This is a genomic window from Streptomyces sp. NPDC005820 (genome assembly GCF_040630255.1).
In the GTDB taxonomy this organism is placed as follows: Bacteria; Actinomycetota; Actinomycetes; order Streptomycetales; family Streptomycetaceae; genus Streptomyces.
Window position 1 is genome coordinate 91,979 of the sequence record NZ_JBEXXE010000037.1, and the last position, 19,328, is coordinate 111,306.

Below are 19,328 nucleotides of genomic sequence, written 5' to 3' on the forward strand. Positions count from 1 at the left end.
ACGGGAGGGCTACCGGGTGGCTCCTCACCTCTTGCGGCGCCGGCCGCTCAGGGCGAGCAGCCCGACCACGCCCACCACGACGAGCGCGACCGGCACGACCCGCTCCAGACGGGGTGCGCCGTCCTCGTCCACGAACTGCGCCCTGACGTCCGTCACGACCCGGTTGACCTGGACGTAGGCCTTGCCGAGGGTGTGGTCCACGTTGGCGACGACCCTGGCCTTGGCGTCTCCGACGATGGTCTTCGGGTGCACCCGCACCCCGAGCTCGTCCAGCGTCTCGGCCAGCTTCGCACGGCGGGCCTTGATGTCCGCCTCGATCTGCGCCGGGGTTCTGGTGTCCGACGTGTCCGCCACGGTGAGGCCTCCGAAGTCGCCGATACGTTGTTGCCGATACCTGTTCTGGACAGTCTGTCAGCTCTGCCCGCGACCGCACTGTCAGGACCCCCGGTTACGCTGGACCGATGAGCGAGCGACTCCAGCCCGGGGACGTGGCCCCCGCCTTCACCCTCCCCGACGCCGACGGCAACGAGGTGTCCCTGTCGGACCACAAGGGCCGCAAGGTCATCGTGTACTTCTACCCGGCGGCCCTGACCCCCGGTTGCACCAAGCAGGCCTGCGACTTCACGGACAACCTCGACCTCCTGGCCGGCGCCGGCTACGACGTCGTCGGCATCTCCCCGGACAGCCCCGAGAAGCTGGGCAAGTTCCGCGAGAAGGAGTCCCTGAAGGTCACCCTCCTGGCCGACCCCGAGAAGACGGCGCTCGACGCGTACGGGGCGTTCGGCGAGAAGAAGAACTACGGCAAGACGTACATGGGCGTGATCCGCTCCACGATCGTGGTCGACGAGGAGGGCAAGGTCGAGCACGCCTTCTACAACGTCCGCGCGACGGGCCACGTGGCCAAGATCATCAAGGACCTGGGGATCTGAGGCTTCCCGTTCCCGCTGCCTGGCGGCCCGCGTCGGAGGACCCCGACGCGGGCCGCTTCACGTTTCAGGCGTGACTGTCCGATAAACGGTTCGTTACTCCGTACGGGCCACGAACGGGTGGCCGGAGACGGAGGGGGTTCCGGATGGGCACGAGCGCGTACAGCAGGGAGCGGCTGGAGGAGGCGGCTCGGGGGGCGCGGACGTTGTCGGAGGCTTGCGGGAGGCTGGGGGTGGAGCCGGGGAGTGCGACGCGGAGATATGTCCGGGAACGGATGAGGAAGCTGGGCGTCGATACATCACACTTCGAGCGGGAGGGGGTGAAGTGGACGCGGGCGATCCTTGAGTCCGCCGTGGCCGCCTCGACGAACATGTGCGAGGTCTTGCGGCGTCTCGGACTGGAGGTCGTCGGCGGGCACCACACGCACATCAGCCGCCGGATCAAGGCGTACGAGATCGACACCTCGCATTTCCATGTGCCCACCCGGCGAGGCAAGCCATGGCGTCCCCGGACACCCGAAGGCCTGCTTGTCGAGCAGCCTGCCGGTGCCGCCCGACGCATCCCCAGTGACAGGCTGAAATGGGCGATGACGACCACGGGGGTTGCAGAACAATGCGCCCTGTGCGGAACGGAGGCAGTCTGGCAAGACCGGCCACTGCCGCTGGAGGTCGATCACATCGACGGCAACTGGCGGAACAGCCGCATCGAGAACCTGCGCTTCCTGTGCCCCAACTGTCATTCGACAACTGACAGTTACCGGAGTCGCGGCAAGGGGCGCAACCAAGGCGGTGCCCTGTGAGCAAGTGGTGCAGGCTGCCCCGGCCCACGTCGCAAGAATTGGGCGAGGCTGTCACCGAGTCGGTCTCCATCGCCGGGGTACTGCGCAGGCTGGGGCGTCCGGAAAACGGCACGCAGCGTGCGCTACTGCGCGAGTGGATCGCCGAGGAGGATCTGACGACGGCACACTTCCTCGGGCAAGCACATCAAAGGGGCGGCCCCGGCACCGTGCCGTTCAGGCGCGCCGCGGACATCCTGGTCCAGCATGACGGCACGAGGCGGACGAGAACCCATCTGCTGCGTAGAGCGCTCCTGGAAGTGGGCGCGCCGGAGGAGTGCGCCGACTGCGGCGTCGGCCCCGAGTGGCTCGGCAAGCCCATGACCCTGGAGGTCGATCACATCAACGGGGACTGGAGTGACGACCGGCGGGAGAACCTGCGGTTGTTGTGCCCTAACTGCCACGCGGTCACCAACACCTGGTGCAGAGGAGGCAGCCGACAGCGAAGCGCCCGCAGCGACCAGTAGAGTAGGCAACGCTGCGGGCCCGTATCCCAGCTGGCAAGAGGATGCCGGTTTAGATCCGGTATGTCGTGGGTTCGAGTCCCACCGGGCCCACGCATAAGGCGGGCCCCGCACCTTCGATTCAAAGGTGCGGGGCTTGATCCTTAAGTCAGCCCAGCAGCTCCCGTACCACCGGCACCAACCCCCGGAACGCCTTCCCCCGGTGGCTGATCGCGTTCTTCTCCTGCGCCGTCAGTTCCGCGCAGGTGCGGGTCTCGCCCTCCGGCTGGAGGATCGGGTCGTAGCCGAAGCCGTTCGTGCCGGTGGGGGTGTGGCGCAGGATGCCGCGGAGGCGGCCCTCGACCACGCGTTCCGTGCCGTCGGGGAGGGCCAGGGCGGCGGCGCAGGCGAAGTGGGCGCCGCGGTGGGGGTCCGCGATGTCGGAGAGCTGTGCGAGGAGGAGGTCCAGGTTGGCCTTGTCGTCGCCGTGGGTGCCGGACCAGCGGGCGGAGAAGATGCCGGGGGCGCCGTTCAGGACGTCCACGCAGAGGCCGGAGTCGTCGGCGACGGCCGGGAGGCCGGTGGCCCGGGCGAGGGCGTGGGCCTTGAGGAGGGCGTTCTCGGCGAACGTCACTCCGGTTTCCTTGACGTCGGGGATCTCCGGGTAGGCGTCCGCGCCGACGAGGTCGTGCGGGAGACCTGCGTCGGCGAGGATCGACCTGAGTTCGGTGATCTTTCCGGCGTTGCGGGTGGCGAGGATCAGGCGGGTCATGCTCCCAGTATCCCGAGCCCCGCCACCGAGCCCCGCCACCGGTTCGTTACGGCGTGCAGACCTTCGTCAGTTCGCCCGCCGCGTCCGTGACCGGGCTGAGGTCAGGGGTGGTGTCGCCGTTGTCCACCGCCGTACGGACGTTGGTGACGGCCTTGTTCAGGTCGTCGACCGCCTTGTTGACGTCGGTGTTGTCCGTCTTGTCGCCGATCTGGTCGAGGTCGTTCTCGATGGACGTGAGGGACTCGTCGAGCTGTGTCGGGTCGTTCGACGCGCTCTCCACGGCCTGCTGGAGGTCGGTGACGCTGTCGGCGATGGCGTCGGCGGTCTGGACGCAGTCCAGGGCCTTGTTGACGGCGTCGCAGCCGGTCACCGTGAAGCCCAGGGTGAGAGCGACGGCCGCCGTGGCCGCGGCGATGGCGGTACGGCGGGCTCGGCCCCGGTGTCGGCGGCTCGCGGACATGGCCATGGCTGGGTTCCTCCCCGTTGGTGCGGTGCGTATTGCCCAAGACGCCGTGGCGCGCGGTGGGGTTGCCACCGCGCACCCTGATCTCTTGGTCCGCCCTTTACTTTTCGAGGACGGTATCAAGTGCCGCGCGCTGGAGGGCGGTCAATTCCTTGCAGCCGGAGACGGCGAGGTCCAGCAGGGAGTTGAGTTCCTCGCGGGCGAAGGGTTCGGCCTCGGCGGTGCCCTGGACCTCGACGAAGCGGCCGTCGCCGGTGCAGACGACGTTCATGTCGGTCTCGGCCTTGACGTCTTCCTCGTAGCGGAGGTCGAGGAGGGGGACGCCGCCGACGATGCCGACGGAGACGGCGGAGACGGTGCCGGTGAGGGGCTGGCGGCCGGCCCGGATCAGTTTCCGGCCCTGGGCCCACGCGACCGCGTCCGCGAGGGCGACGTACGCGCCGGTGATGGCCGCCGTACGCGTGCCGCCGTCGGCCTGGAGGACGTCGCAGTCGAGGACGATGGTGTTCTCGCCGAGCGCCTTGTAGTCGATGACGGCGCGCAGGGAGCGGCCGATGAGGCGGGAGATCTCGTGGGTGCGGCCGCCGATCTTGCCGCGGACGGACTCGCGGTCGCCGCGGGTGTTGGTGGCGCGGGGGAGCATGGAGTACTCGGCGGTGACCCAGCCTTCGCCGCTGCCCTTGCGCCAGCGGGGGACGCCTTCGGTGACGGAGGCGGTGCAGAAGACCTTGGTGTCGCCGAAGGAGATGAGGACGGAGCCCTCTGCGTGCTTGCTCCAGCCGCGTTCGATGGTGACGGGGCGGAGCTGTTCGGGGGTGCGGCCGTCGATGCGTGACATGGCGCCGAGCCTAGTCGTAGACGGGGAAGGGGCTCCTCCCGTGGTGGGAGAAGCCCCTTACAGGTGATGTCCGCTACAGGTGACGTCCGCCGCGGTGCCGCGGGCGGGTCACATCATGTCTTCGATCTCCGCGGCGATCGGGTCGGCGTCGGTGCCGATGACGACCTGGATGGCGGTGCCCATCTTGACGACGCCGTGGGCGCCGGCGGCCTTGAGGGCGGCGTCGTCGACCAGTGAGGCGTCGGAGACCTCGGTGCGGAGACGGGTGATGCAGCCCTCGATCTCCTCGATGTTGTCGATGCCGCCGAGTCCGGCGACGATCTTCTCTGCCTTGGTGGCCATGTCGGTCTCCTCACGCACAGTTGGCCCAGCTTCGCGAGCGATTGCGTCGTGCGTACCGAAGGATGACGTCACAGCAACCCAATCGTCGGTAACTGGTCTACACCACATGACAGGTGGTCGCCAACCCATGAGTTCCGACAATGAGGCCGCCGGCGGCGGGGATCCTCAACCGGCTGGGGCAGCCTGATGTGTTCGGGGACGACGGGCTGGGCTTCGCCGTGGTCTACTACGTGGTCTTCCGGTTCGCGATCGCCCGGTTCGACCTGAAAACGCCCGGTCGGGAGCGTGAGGAAGAGCACGAAGACGTCACAAAGGCATAGCGCCCGCGCAGTGGGTTCCTTATGCGTTCTTCATCTGCTACAACATGGTCTACACCACTGAGTGGTGTAGACCATCACCCAGATGGAGGAACCATGACCACCGCCACCGCGCCATCGGCGGCCCCCGCGAAGAAGCGGGGATCCGGCCTGCTCCAGGGCCTGCAGAAGGTCGGCCGCAGCCTTCAGCTCCCCATCGCCGTACTGCCGGCGGCGGGCATCCTGCTCCGCCTCGGCCAGACGGACGTGCAAGACAAGCTCCACCTGCCCGACAAGGTCACGGCGGTGTTCGGCACGGCCGGCGGCGCCATCTTCGACAACCTGCCGATGCTGTTCTGCATCGGTGTCGCGATCGGTTTCGCCAAGAAGGCGGACGGATCGACCGCCCTCGCCGCGCTGGTGGGCTTCCTGGTCTACAGCAATGTGCTGAAGGCGTTCCCGGTCACCGAGGCCAAGGTCCAGGCCGGCGCCGACATAGCCGCCACCTACAACAACCCCGGTGTCCTCGGCGGCATCCTGATGGGCCTGCTCTCGGCGGTGCTGTGGCAGCGGTACCACCGCAAGAAGCTGGTCGACTGGCTCGGCTTCTTCAACGGCCGCCGGCTGGTGCCGATCATCATGGCGTTCGTCGGCACGCTCATGGGTGTCTTCTTCGGCCTGGTCTGGAAGCCGATCGGCGAGGGCATCTCGGACGTCGGCGAGTGGGTCACCGGTCTCGGGGCCTTCGGCGCCGCGCTGTTCGGTCTGATCAACCGCGCGCTGATCCCGGTCGGCATGCACCAGTTCGTGAACTCGGTCGCCTGGTTCCAGCTCGGTGACTTCAAGGAGGCGTCCGGCGACATCGTCCACGGCGACCTCACCCGCTTCTTCGCCGGGGACCCGACCGCCGGTCAGTTCATGTCGGGCTTCTTCCCGATCATGATGTTCGGTCTCCCGGCCGCCGCGCTCGCCATCGCCCACACCGCCCGTCCGGAGCGCCGCAAGGCCGTGCTGGGCATGATGATCTCGGTCGCGCTGACCTCGTTCGTGACCGGTGTGACCGAGCCGATCGAGTTCTCGTTCATGTTCATCGCCCCGCTGCTCTACGCCATCCACGCGGTGCTCACCGCCCTGTCCATGGCGGTCACCTGGGCGCTCGGGGTGCACACCGGCTTCACGTTCTCGGCGGGCTTCATCGACTACGCCCTGAACTGGAATCTGGCCACCAAGCCGTGGCTGATCATCCCGATCGGACTGGTCTTCGGCGCGATCTACTACTTCGTGTTCCGCTTCGCGATCACGAAGTTCAACCTCCCCACCCCGGGCCGGGAGCCCGAGGAGGAGCTCGAGGACCTCACGAAGGCATAGCCCCGACCCGCACGAGGAAGGCCCCGGAGCAGTGTGCTCCGGGGCCTTCGTCGATGCCGTGCGCCTGAACCTCGTACGGCATCGCTGCGGATTCAGATGTCGTACGACACCCTCGGCGCCGCCAGTTCCACCGGGCCGTCGTAGACCGCCCGGGCGTCGGCGAGGTTGACCCGGGGGTCGGTCCACGGGGGGATGTGGGTCAGCACGAGTCTGCGCGCGCCGGCCCGGGCCGCCGTCTCGCCGGCCTCGCGGCCGTTGAGGTGGAGGTCGGGGATGTTCTCCTTGCCGTGGGTGAAGGCGGCCTCGCACAGGAAGAGGTCGGTGTCCCGGGCGAGCTCGACCAGCGCCGGGGTGACGCCCGTGTCGCCGGAGTACGTCAGGGACTTCCCGCCGTGTTCGACGCGGATGCCGTACGCCTCGACGGGGTGGGCCACGCGTTCGGTGTGCACGGTGAACGGGCCGATGTCGAAGGTGGACGGCTTGACCGTGTGGAAGTCGAAGACCTCGCTCATCGAGGAGGCGGAGGGGGTGTCGGCGTAGGCCGTGGTCAGGCGGTGTTCGGTGCCTTCGGGGCCGTAGACCGGGATGGGGTCGCAGCGCCCGCCGTCGTGGCGGTAGTAGCGCGCGACGAAGTAGGCGCACATGTCGATGCAGTGGTCGGCGTGCAGATGGCTCAGGAAGATCGCGTCGAGGTCGTAGAGACCGCAGTGGCGCTGCAGCTCGCCGAGGGCGCCGTTGCCCATGTCGAGAAGCAGCCTGTAGCCGTCGGCCTCGACGAGGTAGCTCGAGCAGGCCGATTCCGCGGACGGGAACGACCCCGAGCAGCCGACGACGGTGAGCTTCATAAAGCAGAAACCTCCGCTGGCGGGATATGAAGAGTTTCGAGGGATATGGGGCGACGGGGGTCGTGCGGTTTGTCGAGCGTAAGGCGCAAAACCCCGGGTCGCTCCTCCGCCAGGGGCTGTTGTGGGCGAACTCACCTGTGCTGTCACCGGTTCGGCTGGACCAGGGGTGTGCGGGGCGCGACTGAGGGCGCGCATTGTCGTGCGCGCGCCGGTAACGTCGTCCCATGGACACGTCCTGGTGGCCGGCGCTCGCGGCGGTGATATCGCTGGCGCTGGTCGTCACGCTCGTGGACGGCTGGGGGCGCGGGCGGCGGCCCGAGGGGCGCAGGACCCGGCCGCCGGGGCGGGCCGCGCGCGGGCGCGGGGCCCGGGGGCGGCCGCGGCCGGCGGAGATCTGGTGGGCGAACGTGCCGTTCGAGGACGGGCCGGGGCAGAAGGACCGGCCGTGTCTGGTGCTGGGGGTGCGGGGCGAACGGGTGACGGTCGCGAAGATCACCAGCAGATACCGCGACGAGCGGGCGGGGGTGATCCCGCTGCCGCCGGGCGCGGTCGGTGACGCGCGGGGGCGGCCGAGCTTCCTGGAGACGGACGAGCTGCGGCAGGTCCCGGTGCGGGACTTCCGGCGCCGGGTGGGCGTGATGGACCCGGTGCTGTGGGACCAGGTCCGGCATCTGGCGACCTGAGCCGCGTCCCTCCCCTCACCTGGTCACCCGGACGGTGACGGTCCATTCCTGGATGCCCTTGCAGGAGACCTGGCTCGGTCCGGTGGGCGTGGCGCACAGCGGGCGGGTGGCACTGAGGCGGGTGGTGCCGGCGGCGACCGCGTCGTAGGCGGCGAGTGCGTCGCCCGGCAGGACGACGATTCCCGCGTTGATGGGCTTCAGCACGTCGTCGCCCTTGACGGCGACGGCCGACCAGGGGCGTTCCTTCGTGCCGTCGAGATTCAGCCGGAGCTGTCCGCCGACGGTCAGGCAGAAGGTGCGGCCGTCGTCGGCGGTGGTGAGTTCGGCGGGCGGGGTGGCCGTGCAGTCCTCGTCGGTGGCCGCCGCCGAGGAGGGCGGGGGTACCGAGGAGCGCGGGGGTGCGGCGGCGCCGTCGCTCTCGGTGCCGCAGCCGGCGAAGGCGAGCGTGAGCACCACGAGGGCGAGGGCGGTGGAACGGGTCGTACGGCGCATGGGGGCCTCCTTTCTCCCCCTTCGACGTACCACCCGTACGCCCGGATCCGTGCCGGGCGTACGGGTGATCTCTCTCCGACGGGTCAGCTGGTGGTGACGGCCGTGTCGTCGAGGACGAAGCTCGTCTGGAGGCTGGAGTCCTCGACGCCGCTGAACTTCAGGGTGACCGTGGAGCCCGCGTAGGCGGACAGGTCGAGGGACTTCTGGGTGTAGCCGGTGGCCGCGTTGACGTTGGAGTAGGTGGCCAGGGTGGTCGAGCCCGCCGTGACGGTCAGCTTGTCGTACTGGGTGCTGGTGGAGGTCTCGGCGGTGTCGATGTGCAGGTAGAAGGTGAAGGTTGCCTTGCAGCCGCTCGGGACGGTCACCGACTGGGAGAGCGTGTCGGTGTGCGAGGAGCCGTAGCCGTCCAGCCAGGCGTAGTACGAGCCGGCGTGGGCGGACTCGCTGCTGGAGTTGGTGATGACGCCGGAGCTGCCCGTCCAGGTGGTGTTGCCGGACTCGAAGCCGGGGTTGCCGAGCAGCTGGGCGGAGGTGCAGGTGGAGCTGGAGGAGCCGACGGTCCAGGTGAAGGAGGTCGAGCCGGAGGCGCCGGTGGAGTCGGTCGCGGTGACGGTGACCTGGTAGGTGCCGGCGGTGGACGCCGTACCGGAGATCTTGCCGGTGGAGCTGCCGATGGACAGGCCGGTGGGCAGGCCGGAGGCGCTGTAGGTGAGGGTGGCGCCGGCGCTGTCGGTGGCGCTGATCTGGAGGCTGGCCGAGCCGCCCGTGGTGGTCGACTGGCTGCCGGGGTTGGTGACGGTCACCGTGTTGCCGGTGCTGGTGCCGGCGGTGAAGGCGGTGGTGCCGTTGGGGGTGCCCCAGCCGGTCGGGCCGTCGTAGCCGGTGGTGGCGGTGCAGAAGTACGCGGTGGAGCAGGAGCCGTTGCTGCCGCTGGTGACGTCGTACAGGTTCCCGGTGTGGGCGTAGGGGTACTTCGCCGGGTAGTCACTGGAGCCCGGGGTGCCGGCCAGGGCGTAGACGCCGGCGATGATCGGGGCGGAGGCGCTGGTGCCGCCGTAGACCGCCCAGCCGGAGCCGCCGTAGGTGTCGTAGACGGCGACGCCGGTGGCCGGGTCGGCGACGGCGGAGACGTCCGCCTCCATGCGCTTGGTGCAGCCGGTGTCGGTCTGCCAGCTCGGCTTGGCGTCGTACGCGGAGCAGCCGGAGCCGGTGCCCTCGGTGCTGGAGGTCTTCCACACGGACTCGGTCCAGCCGCGGGAGGCGGAGGACGTCGTCAGGGCGGTGCCGCCGACGGCCGTCACGTACTGGGAGGTGGCCGGGTACTCGGCGCCGTAGCCGGAGTCGCCCGCGCTCACCGTGATGGCGACGCCGGGGTGCTTGAAGTAGGAGGTGTCCTCGCCGGTCTGGGAGGAGGACTCGTCGCCGCCCCAGCTGTTGGAGACGAACTTGGCGCCGAGGGCGACGGCCTCGTTCTCGGCGGTGCCGAGGTCGGAGTCGGTGGCGGAGTTCGCCTCGACGAGGGTGATGTTGCAGTTGGGGCAGACCGCGCTGACCATGTCGATGTCGAGCGCCTCCTCGCCGGCCCAGCCGCTGTCGTTGGTGGGCAGCGAGGTGGTGGAGCCGGTCTGGCCGACCTGCTTGAAGCAGCCGTTGGCCTTGGTGCAGGCGGACAGGCCGTAGGTGGAGCGGTAGGTGGCGAGGTCGGACTCGGCGTTGGGGTCGTTGTAGGCGTCGACGACGGCGACGGTCAGTCCGGAGCCGCCGGTCGAGGGCAGGTTGTAGGCGCTGTGCAGGTTGGCGGGGCTGAGGCCGGAGGGGGCGGCGGCCGCGGCGGCGAGCGTGGCGGCCAGTTTCTGCTTGATGTCGGTGCGCCGCTGGGCGAAGCAGGAGACGTGGCCGGGGGTGGGGTCGCCGCAGAGGTGGGTGGTGGGGACCTTCTGGCCCGCCTTGCCGGTGGAGTGGAAGGTCTGCCGGTCGGGGGCGGTGAGGGCCTTGGCGTTCTGGGTGGTGCGGGAGGTGTGCGCCACGGCTGGTGCGGCGGGGTGGGCGCCGGCCGCGGGGGCGGCGAGAAGTCCGGCGACGGTGAGGGTGAGGGCGGGGACGGCGACGCTCAGGAGTCTTCGCAGGCGTGACTCACGCATGGGTACTGCCTCCATCGGGAGTGGGGTTCTCGTATGGGTGCAGGCACGTGACGCGCGTAGCGGCGGACGAAGGCGCGGTCATGGGCATGACACTCAGGGGGTCGGACGGGACTGCGGGCAGAACGTAGCCCCGCCGGACCGGTTACCGGCAGTACCCCCGGGCCTTCTTTGCCGCCCCATAGGCAGCGTTTAGCCCCCTCATAGGAGGGGGCTGGCGCGTGGTTGATGAGCCCTATGCCCAGAGCTGACCCTGGAGCGTCTCGATGGCCTCCTCGGTGGTGGCCGCCGTGTAGACGCCGGTGGAGAGGTACTTCCAGCCGCCGTCCGCGACGACGAACACGATGTCCGCGCTCTCCCCCGCCTTGACGGCCTTCTTCCCGACGCCGATCGCGGCGTGCAGCGCGGCGCCCGTGGAGACGCCGGCGAAGATGCCCTCCTGCTGGAGGAGTTCCCTGGTGCGGGTCACGGCGTCCGCCGAGCCGACCGAGAAACGGGTGGTGAGGACGGAGGCGTCGTACAGCTCCGGTACGAAGCCCTCGTCGAGGTTGCGCAGGCCGTACACCAGGTCGTCGTAGCGCGGTTCGGCGGCGACGATCTTCACGTCCGGCTTGTGCTCGCGCAGATAGCGGCCGACGCCCATCAGGGTGCCGGTGGTGCCGAGGCCCGCGACGAAGTGGGTGACGGAGGGCAGGTCGGCGAGGATCTCCGGGCCGGTCGTCGCGTAGTGGGCGCCGGCGTTGTCCGGGTTGCCGTACTGGTAGAGCATCACCCAGTCGGGGTGCTCGGCGGCGAGCTCCTTGGCGACGCGCACGGCGGTGTTGGAGCCGCCCGCGGCCGGGGAGGAGATGATCTCGGCGCCCCACATCGCGAGCAGGTCCCGGCGCTCCTGTGAGGTGTTCTCGGGCATCACGCACACGATGCGGTAGCCCTTGAGCTTGGCCGCCATGGCGAGGGAGATGCCGGTGTTGCCGCTCGTCGGCTCCAGGATGGTGCAGCCGGGGGTGAGCCGGCCGTCCTTCTCCGCCTGCTCGACCATGTGCAGGGCGGGGCGGTCCTTGACCGAGCCGGTGGGGTTGCGGTCCTCCAGCTTGGCCCAGATACGGACGTCGGCGGACGGCGACAACCGCGGCAGGCGCACCAGAGGGGTGTTGCCCACCGCGGCCAGCGGGGAGTCGTAACGCATGCCGGGTCTGCCGGCCTAGGCCATGCCGCCGGCCACGGCCGGCAGGATCGTCACGGTGTCGCCGTCGGACAGCTTGGTGTTGATGCCGTCGACGAAGCGGACGTCCTCGTCGTTCAGGTAGACGTTGACGAAGCGGCGCAGCTTGCCCTCGTCCACGATCCGGGCGTGGATGCCGGTGTGCCGGGTCTCGAGGTCGTTGAAGAGGTCGGCGAGGGTGTCACCGCTGCCCTCCACCGCCTTCTGACCGTCGGTGTACTGGCGGAGGATGGTCGGGATGCGGACCTCGATGGCCATGGCTCAGGGCTCCTGTCGGAAGGAAGGTGTGGGCAGCGCGGGATAGGTGCGTGGTGAGACATCGCCGCGGCTCACGGCCGTACGGCGGCAGGGGTCCGCGTCAACAGATGGCGCTGGCTAGCCTGCACAGGTCGACGTGCAGCCGCGCCACGAGCAGTGCGCCCGGCGTCTTCTCGCTCACGTCGTTCAAAACCATGGGCTCATCGTATCGATTCCCGTCCCGGCTTCCGGAATGTGATCCCACATGGTGGACGGAATCGGGCCGGTGAGTGAGACCGGTCAGGCGGAGCGGCGGCGGACCAGACGGGTCGGCACCACGACCGACGCCTGCGGGCCGGTGTGCTCGAACAGCAGGCGGGCCATGAGGCGGCCCATCTCGAGCGCGTCCTGGTGGACGGTGGTCAGCGGCGGGTCGGTGGTCTCGGCGATGGACGTCAGGTCGTCGAAGCCGACCACGGCCACGTCCTCCGGCACCCGCCGCCCGCGCTCGCGCAGCGTCTGCAGGGCCCCCGAGGCCATGAAGTCGGAGGCGACGAAGACGGCGTCCAGGTCGGGCCGGCGGTCCAGCAGGGCGGCCATCGCCCCGGCGCCGCCCTCCCGGCTGTAGTCGGCCCTCTGCACGAGGTCGGACGGGGCGTCGGGCAGGACGTCCCGGTAGCCGGCGAGCCGGTCGGCGGCGGAGGTCTCCTGGTCGTAGGGGCCGGCGACGGTCGCGATCCGGCGGCGGCCGAGGCCGACGAGGTGCCGGACGGCCAGGCGGGCTCCCCCGCGGTTGTCGCCGTCGACGTACGCGTGCCCGGGGACGGTGGCGCCGTCGCGCAGCAGGGGGCGGCCGCCGAAGACGGCGGGGATGTCGAGCCGGTCCATCATCGTGTGGAGCCGGTCGCCGGGGCGCAGCGAGAACAGCACGGCGCCGTCGACATGGCCGCCGCCAAGGTAGTCGGCCACGCGCGCGTGGTCGTCCGGTTCCTCCAGGAACAGCAGGACGGCCTGGGCGCCGTGTTCGGCGAGTTCGCGGCGCACACCGCGTAAGAGGAGATCGAAGAAGGGGTCGAGGAAGAGCCGGCCCTCGGGCGGGGTGGCGACGACCGCGATGGCGTCGGTGCGGCGGGTGACGAGCTGACGGGCGGCCTGGTTGGGCACGTACCCCAGCTCGCCGATCACCCGGCGGACGGTCTCGACGACCTCCGCGCTCACCCGCGCCTCGCCGTTCACCACCCGCGACACGGTCGACCGCGACACCCCGGCCTGCCGCGCGACATCCTCGAGCGTGGGCCGCCTTGCGTTCGTCCGTTGGGTCAACACCGTCTCCGTGAGCGTGAATTGAAAGGTCACCTGACGGAAACGGTAACCGTGACGAAGCCCGTCCCCGGGCTCTTTTCGAAGGAGGAACCCTTGCTCCTGAGCGATGCCGACGGCCTGTTCGCGGCCCTGGCCGCACTGCGGCTGCCGCGCGGCGAGTACGTCGTCTGCGGGTCCGCCGCCCTCTACGTCCGTGGGCTGCGGGCGCGGATGGGAGACCTCGACGTGCTCGCGCGGGGCGCGGCCTGGCAGCGGGCCCTCGCGCTGGGCGCGCCCGGTCCGACGGTCTCGGGGTACGGGCTGAGGGTGGTCCATCCCACCGCGTCGATCGAGATCATGGACCGATGGACGCCGGGCTGGTCGACGGACCCGCTCATCGACGACGCCGATGTCATCGACGGGGTGCCGTTCATGCGGCTGGGCGATGTGCTGCGCTGGAAGCTCGCCGCCGACCGGCCGAAGGACCGTGCCGACATCACGGCGATCCGGCATCTGCACCGGGTGTGGACCGGGGCGGCGGCACCACTGGCGCCGCCGGGTCCGGGGGCGGCGAGGGAGGTCAGTAGGCCTCGACGACCTGGACCTCCTCCTCCGTGACCTCGCCCTCCACGATGCGGAAGGAGCGGAACTGGAACTCGCCGAGGCCGTCGGTGTCGCGGGTCGAGACGAGGACGTAGTGGGCGCCCGGCTCGTTGGCGAGGGAGATGTCCGTGCGGGAGGGGTGGGCCTCGGTGGCGGTGTGGGAGTGGTAGATGACCACCGGCTCCTCGTCGCGGTCGTCCATCTCGCGGTAGAGCTTGAAGAGGTCCCCGGAGTCGAACTCGTAGAACGTGGGCGACATGGCCGCGTTCAGCATGGGGATGAAGCGCTCGGGGCGGTCGGAGCCGGCCGGCCCGGCGATGACGCCGCACGCCTCGTCGGGGTGGTCCTTGCGCGCGTGGGCGACGATCCGGTCGACGAGGGCCTGGGTGATGGTCAGCATGTTCGTCAGGATAAGCAGACGACAAAGGGGCGCGCGAAGCGCGTCAGGCAGGGTGGTGGTGGGCGACGGGCGGGCCGTCCCGTACCGAGGTGCGGTACGGGACGGCCCACATGCCGGACGTCATGAGCGGCTGCCGCGGCGGGGCGCCACGAGTGCTCCGTGCGGCCGGGCGTCCGGGCGTCCGTGGCGGAGGTCAGCCGATCTTCTCCAGGTCCGGCTCGCGGCGGCTCGTGACCTCCGGGTTGCGGCCCTTGAGGACCGTCCAGCCGATGCCGAGCGCGGCGGCCCAGCCGGCCATCACGTACAGGCAGATCCGGGAGTCGGCGTCGTAGGCGATCAGGCAGGTGACGAAGAGCAGGAAGACGATGGCCACCCAGCTGAACTTCGCGCCGCCCGGGGCCGGGAAGGAGGAGGCCGGCAGCCGGCCCGCGTCGACCGCGCGGCGGTAGAGGACGTGGCTGACCAGGATCATCAGCCAGGTCCAGATGCCGGCCGCGGTGGCGACGGAGGTGACGTAGGCGAAGGCCTTCTCCGGGACGACGTAGTTGAGGACGACGCCGATGCCCATGAAGAGGACCGAGACCGTGATGCCGAAGGCCGGGGTCTTAGTGGCGGACAGCTTGCGGAAGGCCGCCGGGGCCTCGCCGCTGTCGGCCAGGGTGCGCAGCATGCGGCCGGTGGAGTACATGCCGGAGTTGCAGGAGGACAGGGCCGCGGTGAGGACGACGAAGTTGACGATGCCAGCGCCGGCCGGGATGCCGATCCTCGCGAAGGCCTCGACGAACGGCGAGACGCCCGGGGCGAACTCGGTCCACTTCACGACGCACAGGATGACGGTGAGCGCGCCGACGTAGAAGAGCGCGATGCGCCAGGGGAGGGTGTTGATGGCCTTCGGGAGCGTCTTCTCCGGGTTCTCGGACTCGCCCGCCGTGACACCGACCAGCTCGACCGCGAGGTAGGCGAACATCACGCCCTGGAGGGTCATCAGGGAGGAGCCGATGCCCTTGGGGAAGAAGCCGTCGAACTGGTAGAGGTTCGCGACCGAGGCGGTGTCGCCGGCGCTGCTGAAGCCGAAGGTCAGGACGCCGAGACCGATGACGATCATGCCGATCAGGGCGGTGACCTTGACCATCGAGAACCAGAACTCCAGCTCGCCGAAGAGCTTCACGGAGATCAGGTTGACCCCGAAGAGGATCACCAGGAAGACCAGCGCCGTCACCCATTGCGGGACGGCCGGGAACCAGTAGTTGACGTAGATCGCGGCGGCCGTCAGTTCGGCCATGCCGGTGACGACCCACATCAGCCAGTAGGTCCAGCCGGTGAAGTAGCCGAAGAACGGGCCGAGGAACTCGCGGGAGTACTCCGCGAAGGAGCCCGAGACCGGGCGGTACAGCAGCAGTTCGCCGAGCGCCCGCATGATGAAGAAGACGATCGCGCCCGCGAGGGCGTACATCAGGATGAGGCTGGGACCGGCCTTGGCGATGTTCGCGCCGGCGCCCAGGAAGAGGCCGACGCCGATGGCGCCGCCGATCGCGATCATCTGGACCTGGCGGCTGCCGAGCCCTCGTTCGTACCCCTCTTCGGGTGCCGTCTCGGCGCCGTTGCCGTCCGTGTCGACCTGAGCGGAGGTCATGTGTGTGGTGCGCCTTTCTCCATGCCGACCCGGGCCTCTCGTCGGCCTCGGATCGGGTTTCGATCCCCCCGGATTGATGGAGCGGTGCCTGGCCGGCGATCAACCGGCTCGGTGGCGCACCCGGCGGAACATACGGGTGGTGTTCGCCGGGCGGTCGTGAAGATTTATCACGGCCGTAACAATGATCGCCTCGGGATCATGTGGCGCACGACACGAGAAGAAGCGGATGAACGCGCCACAAAGAGGACACTCCCGGCCGTCGCGGTGACGCGATCGTTATCCGGATTTGAGTGTCCTCTGAGCGAACAAATGCGAACAGGAATGCGGACGAACTACGGCATAAGGGTGGTCACCAGGGTCTCCTGGAGCCCGCCCAGCCACAGGTACGCCATCACCATCGGCTTGCGCGGGTCGTCGTCCGGCAGTCCGTAGAGGACGTCGGTGTCGTCCTCGTCGGCGATCTCCAGGCGGGCGCCGATCGCCAGCCGCAGGTCGTTGAGCGCGCCGAGCCACTTCCGGGACTCCCCGGGCGCCAGCTGGAGCACCGCACCGCCCTCGCCGGCCGCCTCGGAGGCCAGCGCGTCCAGGGTGCGGACCACCGCGAGGGCGTTCTCGCGCTTGCCGGCCCTGAGGTCGTTCTCGGTGAAGCGGCGGAACTCGGCGGAGTGCGCCTTCTGCTCGTCCGCCTGCCGTGGCCCCGGGGTGCCCTCCGGGTCGGTGTAGGCGTCCGGGAAGAGCCGGCGGAGCACCGGGTCGGCGGGCGGCTCGCTCGGGCCCTCCGCGAAGAGCTCGGCGAGCGGGTCGTCGGGGGCGTCCTCGGCGGGGCCGGGGCCGATCAGTTCCAGCAGCTGGACGGCCAGCGACCGGATGATGGAGATCTCGACGTCGTCGAGCGCGACGGCCGCGCCGCCGCCGGGGAGCGGTTCGAAGTGTCCAGGCATCAGTGAGGAGGCTACTTCCGGTCCTGCTGGAGGGTGGCCCACAGTCCGTAGCCGTGCATCGCCTGCACGTCGCGTTCCATCTCCTCGCGAGAGCCGCTGGAGACGACCGCCCGGCCCTTGTGGTGGACGTCGAGCATGAGCTTGGTGGCCTTGTCCTTGGTGTAGCCGAAGTACGTCTGGAAGACGTACGTCACATAGCTCATCAGGTTGACCGGGTCGTTGTGGACGATGGTGACCCAGGGGACGTCCGGCTCGGGGACGGCGTAGACCTCCTCCGCCGACTCGGTGCGTTCGATCTCAAGGGGAGCGGGTGACGTCACAAGGCCCATGCTGCCACGGGCCCCACAAATCGTCACACTGACGCAAAGGGGTGTAGCATCTGTCGTCATGAACACAGCGGACCTTGGGCTGCCGGTGGACGTTCCCTCTACGGCGCTCTTCACGGACCAGTACGAGCTGACCATGCTGCAGGCCGCCCTGAAGGCCGGCACGGCCGAGCGGCGCAGCGTGTTCGAGGTCTTCACCCGGCGACTGCCGGACGGACGGCGCTACGGCGTCGTCGCGGGCACCGGGCGAGTCCTGGACGCGGTCGAGAACTTCCGCTTCGACCACGACGTCCTGCGCTTCCTGCGCCGCCGCTCCATCGTCGACGACGAGACGCTGGACTGGCTGGCCGCCTACCGCTTCTCGGGTGACATCTGGGGCTACCCGGAGGGCGAGGTCTACTTCCCCGGGTCGCCGATCATGCGGGTCGAGGGCTCCTTCGCCGAGTGCGTGCTGCTGGAGACCGTGATCCTGTCGATCCTCAACCACGACTCCGCGATCGCGGCGGCCGCCTCCCGGATGTCCTCGGCCGCGGGCGACCGGCCGCTGATCGAGATGGGCGCCCGCCGCACCCATGAGCTCGCCGCGGTCGCCGCGAGCCGGGCCGCGTACGTCGGCGGCTTCACCTCCACCTCCGACCTGGCCGCCGGTTTCCGCTACGGCATCCCGACGGTGGGCACCAGCGCCCACGCCTTCACCCTGCTGCACGACAACGAGCGGGACGCCTTCCGGGCCCAGGTGGACTCGCTCGGCGGCGGCACCACCCTGCTCGTGGACACCTACGACGTCGCCGAGGCCGTACGGACGGCGGTGGAGGTGGCCGGGCCCGAGCTGGGCGCGGTCCGCATCGACTCCGGCGACCTGCTGCTGGTCGCCCACCGGGTACGTCAGCAGCTGGACGCGCTGGGCGCCACGCACACCCGCATCATCGTCACCTCCGACCTCGACGAGTACGCCATCGCCTCGCTGGCGGCGGCGCCCGTGGACGCGTACGGCGTCGGGACGCAGCTGGTGACCGGGTCCGGGCAGCCGACCTGCTCGATGGTGTACAAGCTGGTCGCACGCGCCGAGTCCGCCGACGCGAAGGCCCCGCTGGTGCCGGTCGCGAAGCGGTCGACGGGCGGCAAGACGTCCATCGGCGGCCGCAAGTGGGCGGCCCGGCGGCTGGACGCGGACGGGGTCGCCGAGGCGGAGGTCGTGGGCACCGGCGCGGTGCCGCCCGGCCTCGCGGACCGGCAGCTGCTGGTGGAACTGGTCAAGGGCGGCGCCGTGGTCGGCCGCGAGCCCCTGGACGCCGTACGCGACCGCCACACGGCGGCCCGCGCCAACCTCCCCCTGTCCGCCACCCAGCTCTCCCGGGGGGAGCCGGTGCTGGCGACGGAGTATCTCCAGGAGCGCTAGGGGCCCTGTTGCCGGGGGCGGAAAATCTCTAGGCTTGCTTACTTCACCCGACAGTCGACTTCATCCACAGTCGAAGGACACCGACCATGCGCCGCGCCTTGATCGTCGTAGACGTGCAGAACGACTTCTGCGAGGGGGGCAGCCTCGCGGTGGCCGGGGGTGCCGATGTCGCCGCCGCGATCACCGAGCTGATCGGGCAGGCCCCCGCCGGGTACCGGCACGTCGTGGCCACCCGGGACCACCACATCGCGCCCGGCGGCCACTTCGCCGACAATCCCGACTACGCCCGCTCCTGGCCCGCGCACTGCGTCGCCGGCACCGAGGGCGTCGGCTTCCATCCGAACTTCGCCCCGGCGGTGGCCTCGGGCGGCATCGACGCCGTCTTCGACAAGGGGGCCTACGCGGCCGCGTACAGCGGGTTCGAGGGCGCCGACGAGAACGGCGTCAAGCTGGGCGACTGGCTGCGGGCCCGGCAGATCGACGAGGTCGACGTCGTCGGCATCGCCACGGACCACTGCGTCCGGGCCACCGCGCTGGACGCGGCCCGTGAGGGGTTCCGTACGACGGTCCTGCTCGACCTGACCGCCGGAGTGGCCCAGGAGACCACCGAACGGGCGCTCGAGGAGCTGCGGACGGCCGGGGTGGAACTGACGGGCAAGCCGGTCGTGGCCTGACCGTCAGAAGGCCCCTAGGGCCTTGTCGTTTGGATCAGGTCGGCTTAGCCGACCTGGCCTCTCGGCCGACCTGAGCGGGGTGTGGTGCGTGCGGCTGCAAGGCGGAGGAGGGCGGCGACGCGATGGGGGTCCCCCCGCTCGAGCGCAGC

Annotated in this window: 25 protein-coding genes and 1 tRNA gene; 10 read left to right on the forward strand and 16 right to left on the reverse strand. The window is 70.0% G+C overall.

Annotated features, from left to right (window positions below):
- Positions 1–24 precede the first annotated feature (24 nt).
- Entirely contained in the window at positions 25–354 is a 330-nt protein-coding gene (locus tag ABZ464_RS36760) for a DUF3618 domain-containing protein (protein ID WP_359284748.1), read from the reverse strand.
- Between the two features lie 107 nt (positions 355–461).
- On the opposite strand from ABZ464_RS36760, the gene bcp reads away from it, so the two are divergent.
- The 4 genes from bcp to ABZ464_RS36780 all read left to right on the forward strand — a co-directional run bounded on the left by bcp (position 462) and on the right by ABZ464_RS36780 (position 2,319).
- The gene (gene bcp, locus ABZ464_RS36765) at positions 462–929 is read left to right on the forward strand and encodes a thioredoxin-dependent thiol peroxidase (protein WP_359284751.1); all 468 of its coding nucleotides are present in this window, start codon (positions 462–464) and stop codon (positions 927–929) included.
- A gap of 143 nt (positions 930–1,072) precedes the next feature.
- Entirely contained in the window at positions 1,073–1,726 is a 654-nt protein-coding gene (locus ABZ464_RS36770) for an HNH endonuclease (protein WP_359284754.1), read from the forward strand.
- A complete protein-coding gene (locus ABZ464_RS36775; protein WP_359284757.1) occupies positions 1,723–2,229 on the forward strand; it encodes an HNH endonuclease in 507 nt (168 codons plus the stop codon). Before ABZ464_RS36770 ends, ABZ464_RS36775 begins: the two co-directional genes overlap by 4 nt.
- A 15-nt stretch (positions 2,230–2,244) precedes the next feature.
- A tRNA-Leu gene (locus ABZ464_RS36780) sits at positions 2,245–2,319 on the forward strand.
- A 55-nt stretch (positions 2,320–2,374) separates the two neighbouring features.
- Here ABZ464_RS36780 and rdgB read toward each other — a convergent pair.
- The 4 genes from rdgB to ABZ464_RS36800 all read right to left on the reverse strand — a co-directional run bounded on the left by rdgB (position 2,375) and on the right by ABZ464_RS36800 (position 4,620).
- Positions 2,375–2,977: an RdgB/HAM1 family non-canonical purine NTP pyrophosphatase gene (gene rdgB / locus ABZ464_RS36785; RefSeq protein ID WP_359284759.1), complete on the reverse strand. Its 603-nt coding sequence runs from the start codon at positions 2,975–2,977 to the stop codon at positions 2,375–2,377.
- Between the two features lie 46 nt (positions 2,978–3,023).
- The gene (locus ABZ464_RS36790) at positions 3,024–3,437 is read right to left on the reverse strand and encodes a hypothetical protein (protein WP_359284816.1); all 414 of its coding nucleotides are present in this window, start codon (positions 3,435–3,437) and stop codon (positions 3,024–3,026) included.
- A 103-nt stretch (positions 3,438–3,540) separates the two neighbouring features.
- Complete coding sequence (rph, locus tag ABZ464_RS36795; protein WP_359284761.1) at positions 3,541–4,278, reverse strand: ribonuclease PH; 738 nt, start codon at positions 4,276–4,278, stop codon at positions 3,541–3,543.
- Positions 4,279–4,386: 108 nt separating this feature from the next.
- Positions 4,387–4,620 carry a PTS glucose/sucrose transporter subunit IIB gene (locus ABZ464_RS36800; RefSeq protein ID WP_133915021.1) on the reverse strand — a complete coding sequence of 78 codons (234 nt, stop codon included), beginning with the start codon at positions 4,618–4,620 and terminating at the stop codon, positions 4,387–4,389.
- Between the two features lie 140 nt (positions 4,621–4,760).
- On the opposite strand from ABZ464_RS36800, the gene ABZ464_RS36805 reads away from it, so the two are divergent.
- Together ABZ464_RS36805 and ABZ464_RS36810 are read left to right on the forward strand one after the other, a co-directional pair.
- A complete protein-coding gene (locus ABZ464_RS36805; protein WP_359284819.1) occupies positions 4,761–4,940 on the forward strand; it encodes a hypothetical protein in 180 nt (59 codons plus the stop codon).
- Positions 4,941–5,033: 93 nt separating this feature from the next.
- On the forward strand, positions 5,034–6,284 hold the full coding sequence (locus ABZ464_RS36810) for a PTS transporter subunit EIIC (RefSeq protein WP_359284765.1): 1,251 nt from the start codon (positions 5,034–5,036) through the stop codon (positions 6,282–6,284).
- A 92-nt stretch (positions 6,285–6,376) separates the two neighbouring features.
- On the opposite strand, the gene ABZ464_RS36815 is transcribed toward ABZ464_RS36810, so the two are convergent.
- The gene (locus ABZ464_RS36815) at positions 6,377–7,129 is read right to left on the reverse strand and encodes an MBL fold metallo-hydrolase (protein WP_359284768.1); all 753 of its coding nucleotides are present in this window, start codon (positions 7,127–7,129) and stop codon (positions 6,377–6,379) included.
- Positions 7,130–7,353: 224 nt separating this feature from the next.
- Here ABZ464_RS36815 and ABZ464_RS36820 point away from each other — a divergent pair, with 224 nt between their 5' ends.
- Positions 7,354–7,812, forward strand: a complete 459-nt coding sequence (locus ABZ464_RS36820; RefSeq protein WP_359284770.1) for a type II toxin-antitoxin system PemK/MazF family toxin — start codon at positions 7,354–7,356, stop codon at positions 7,810–7,812.
- Positions 7,813–7,827: 15 nt separating this feature from the next.
- Here the strand turns inward: ABZ464_RS36820 and ABZ464_RS36825 are convergent, their stop codons facing one another.
- From ABZ464_RS36825 to ABZ464_RS36850, 6 genes are all read right to left on the reverse strand, one after another.
- On the reverse strand, positions 7,828–8,304 hold the full coding sequence (locus ABZ464_RS36825) for a hypothetical protein (RefSeq protein ID WP_359284773.1): 477 nt from the start codon (positions 8,302–8,304) through the stop codon (positions 7,828–7,830).
- Positions 8,305–8,387: 83 nt separating this feature from the next.
- Complete coding sequence (locus tag ABZ464_RS36830) at positions 8,388–10,445, reverse strand: putative Ig domain-containing protein (RefSeq protein WP_359284775.1); 2,058 nt, start codon at positions 10,443–10,445, stop codon at positions 8,388–8,390.
- Positions 10,446–10,677: 232 nt separating this feature from the next.
- Entirely contained in the window at positions 10,678–11,628 is a 951-nt protein-coding gene (locus ABZ464_RS36835) for a cysteine synthase (RefSeq protein ID WP_359284778.1), read from the reverse strand.
- 15 nt (positions 11,629–11,643) lie between these two features.
- The gene (locus ABZ464_RS36840; RefSeq protein WP_359284780.1) at positions 11,644–11,922 is read right to left on the reverse strand and encodes a MoaD/ThiS family protein; all 279 of its coding nucleotides are present in this window, start codon (positions 11,920–11,922) and stop codon (positions 11,644–11,646) included.
- Positions 11,923–12,022: 100 nt separating this feature from the next.
- The gene (locus ABZ464_RS36845) at positions 12,023–12,118 is read right to left on the reverse strand and encodes a putative leader peptide (protein WP_020132206.1); all 96 of its coding nucleotides are present in this window, start codon (positions 12,116–12,118) and stop codon (positions 12,023–12,025) included.
- 83 nt (positions 12,119–12,201) lie between these two features.
- On the reverse strand, positions 12,202–13,224 hold the full coding sequence (locus tag ABZ464_RS36850; RefSeq protein WP_359284782.1) for a LacI family DNA-binding transcriptional regulator: 1,023 nt from the start codon (positions 13,222–13,224) through the stop codon (positions 12,202–12,204).
- A 93-nt stretch (positions 13,225–13,317) separates the two neighbouring features.
- Between ABZ464_RS36850 and ABZ464_RS36855 the strand changes: the two genes are divergently transcribed.
- Positions 13,318–13,821, forward strand: coding sequence for a hypothetical protein (locus ABZ464_RS36855; RefSeq protein ID WP_359284785.1), 504 nt, complete (start codon positions 13,318–13,320; stop codon positions 13,819–13,821).
- On the opposite strand, the gene ABZ464_RS36860 is transcribed toward ABZ464_RS36855, so the two are convergent.
- The 4 genes from ABZ464_RS36860 to clpS form a co-directional block, all read right to left on the reverse strand.
- The gene (locus tag ABZ464_RS36860) at positions 13,784–14,206 is read right to left on the reverse strand and encodes a M67 family metallopeptidase (RefSeq protein WP_359284788.1); all 423 of its coding nucleotides are present in this window, start codon (positions 14,204–14,206) and stop codon (positions 13,784–13,786) included. The two genes, ABZ464_RS36855 and ABZ464_RS36860, sit on opposite strands and share 38 nt — an antisense overlap.
- 193 nt (positions 14,207–14,399) lie before the next feature.
- Complete coding sequence (locus tag ABZ464_RS36865) at positions 14,400–15,839, reverse strand: amino acid permease (RefSeq protein WP_359284790.1); 1,440 nt, start codon at positions 15,837–15,839, stop codon at positions 14,400–14,402.
- A 332-nt stretch (positions 15,840–16,171) separates the two neighbouring features.
- A complete protein-coding gene (locus ABZ464_RS36870) occupies positions 16,172–16,780 on the reverse strand; it encodes a DUF2017 domain-containing protein (RefSeq protein WP_359284793.1) in 609 nt (202 codons plus the stop codon).
- Positions 16,781–16,791: 11 nt separating this feature from the next.
- The gene (gene clpS / locus ABZ464_RS36875; RefSeq protein WP_358986298.1) at positions 16,792–17,109 is read right to left on the reverse strand and encodes an ATP-dependent Clp protease adapter ClpS; all 318 of its coding nucleotides are present in this window, start codon (positions 17,107–17,109) and stop codon (positions 16,792–16,794) included.
- A gap of 58 nt (positions 17,110–17,167) precedes the next feature.
- On the opposite strand from clpS, the gene ABZ464_RS36880 reads away from it, so the two are divergent.
- Positions 17,168–18,505 carry a nicotinate phosphoribosyltransferase gene (locus tag ABZ464_RS36880; RefSeq protein ID WP_359284796.1) on the forward strand — a complete coding sequence of 446 codons (1,338 nt, stop codon included), beginning with the start codon at positions 17,168–17,170 and terminating at the stop codon, positions 18,503–18,505.
- 86 nt (positions 18,506–18,591) lie between these two features.
- On the forward strand, positions 18,592–19,179 hold the full coding sequence (locus ABZ464_RS36885) for an isochorismatase family protein (RefSeq protein ID WP_359284799.1): 588 nt from the start codon (positions 18,592–18,594) through the stop codon (positions 19,177–19,179).
- Positions 19,180–19,328: the final 149 nt, after the last annotated feature.

What these genes read in the sequence shown, in the direction of transcription:
- ABZ464_RS36770 (WP_359284754.1), top strand. Translation starts at nt 1,073, where the DNA reads ATGGGCACGAGCGCGTACAGCAGGGAGCGGCTGGAGGAGGCGGCTCGG.
- ABZ464_RS36870 (WP_359284793.1), bottom strand. Translation starts at nt 16,780, where the DNA reads ATGCCTGGACACTTCGAACCGCTCCCCGGCGGCGGCGCGGCCGTCGCG.
- rph (WP_359284761.1), bottom strand. Translation starts at nt 4,278, where the DNA reads ATGTCACGCATCGACGGCCGCACCCCCGAACAGCTCCGCCCCGTCACC.
- ABZ464_RS36835 (WP_359284778.1), bottom strand. Translation starts at nt 11,628, where the DNA reads ATGCGTTACGACTCCCCGCTGGCCGCGGTGGGCAACACCCCTCTGGTG.
- ABZ464_RS36815 (WP_359284768.1), bottom strand. Translation starts at nt 7,129, where the DNA reads ATGAAGCTCACCGTCGTCGGCTGCTCGGGGTCGTTCCCGTCCGCGGAA.
- bcp (WP_359284751.1), top strand. Translation starts at nt 462, where the DNA reads ATGAGCGAGCGACTCCAGCCCGGGGACGTGGCCCCCGCCTTCACCCTC.
- ABZ464_RS36790 (WP_359284816.1), bottom strand. Translation starts at nt 3,437, where the DNA reads ATGTCCGCGAGCCGCCGACACCGGGGCCGAGCCCGCCGTACCGCCATC.
- ABZ464_RS36845 (WP_020132206.1), bottom strand. Translation starts at nt 12,118, where the DNA reads ATGGTTTTGAACGACGTGAGCGAGAAGACGCCGGGCGCACTGCTCGTG.
- ABZ464_RS36860 (WP_359284788.1), bottom strand. Translation starts at nt 14,206, where the DNA reads ATGCTGACCATCACCCAGGCCCTCGTCGACCGGATCGTCGCCCACGCG.
- rdgB (WP_359284759.1), bottom strand. Translation starts at nt 2,977, where the DNA reads ATGACCCGCCTGATCCTCGCCACCCGCAACGCCGGAAAGATCACCGAA.
- ABZ464_RS36880 (WP_359284796.1), top strand. Translation starts at nt 17,168, where the DNA reads ATGAACACAGCGGACCTTGGGCTGCCGGTGGACGTTCCCTCTACGGCG.
- ABZ464_RS36820 (WP_359284770.1), top strand. Translation starts at nt 7,354, where the DNA reads ATGGACACGTCCTGGTGGCCGGCGCTCGCGGCGGTGATATCGCTGGCG.
- ABZ464_RS36885 (WP_359284799.1), top strand. Translation starts at nt 18,592, where the DNA reads ATGCGCCGCGCCTTGATCGTCGTAGACGTGCAGAACGACTTCTGCGAG.
- clpS (WP_358986298.1), bottom strand. Translation starts at nt 17,109, where the DNA reads ATGGGCCTTGTGACGTCACCCGCTCCCCTTGAGATCGAACGCACCGAG.
- ABZ464_RS36810 (WP_359284765.1), top strand. Translation starts at nt 5,034, where the DNA reads ATGACCACCGCCACCGCGCCATCGGCGGCCCCCGCGAAGAAGCGGGGA.
- ABZ464_RS36800 (WP_133915021.1), bottom strand. Translation starts at nt 4,620, where the DNA reads ATGGCCACCAAGGCAGAGAAGATCGTCGCCGGACTCGGCGGCATCGAC.
- ABZ464_RS36825 (WP_359284773.1), bottom strand. Translation starts at nt 8,304, where the DNA reads ATGCGCCGTACGACCCGTTCCACCGCCCTCGCCCTCGTGGTGCTCACG.
- ABZ464_RS36865 (WP_359284790.1), bottom strand. Translation starts at nt 15,839, where the DNA reads ATGACCTCCGCTCAGGTCGACACGGACGGCAACGGCGCCGAGACGGCA.
- ABZ464_RS36830 (WP_359284775.1), bottom strand. Translation starts at nt 10,445, where the DNA reads ATGCGTGAGTCACGCCTGCGAAGACTCCTGAGCGTCGCCGTCCCCGCC.
- ABZ464_RS36840 (WP_359284780.1), bottom strand. Translation starts at nt 11,922, where the DNA reads ATGGCCATCGAGGTCCGCATCCCGACCATCCTCCGCCAGTACACCGAC.
- ABZ464_RS36805 (WP_359284819.1), top strand. Translation starts at nt 4,761, where the DNA reads ATGAGGCCGCCGGCGGCGGGGATCCTCAACCGGCTGGGGCAGCCTGAT.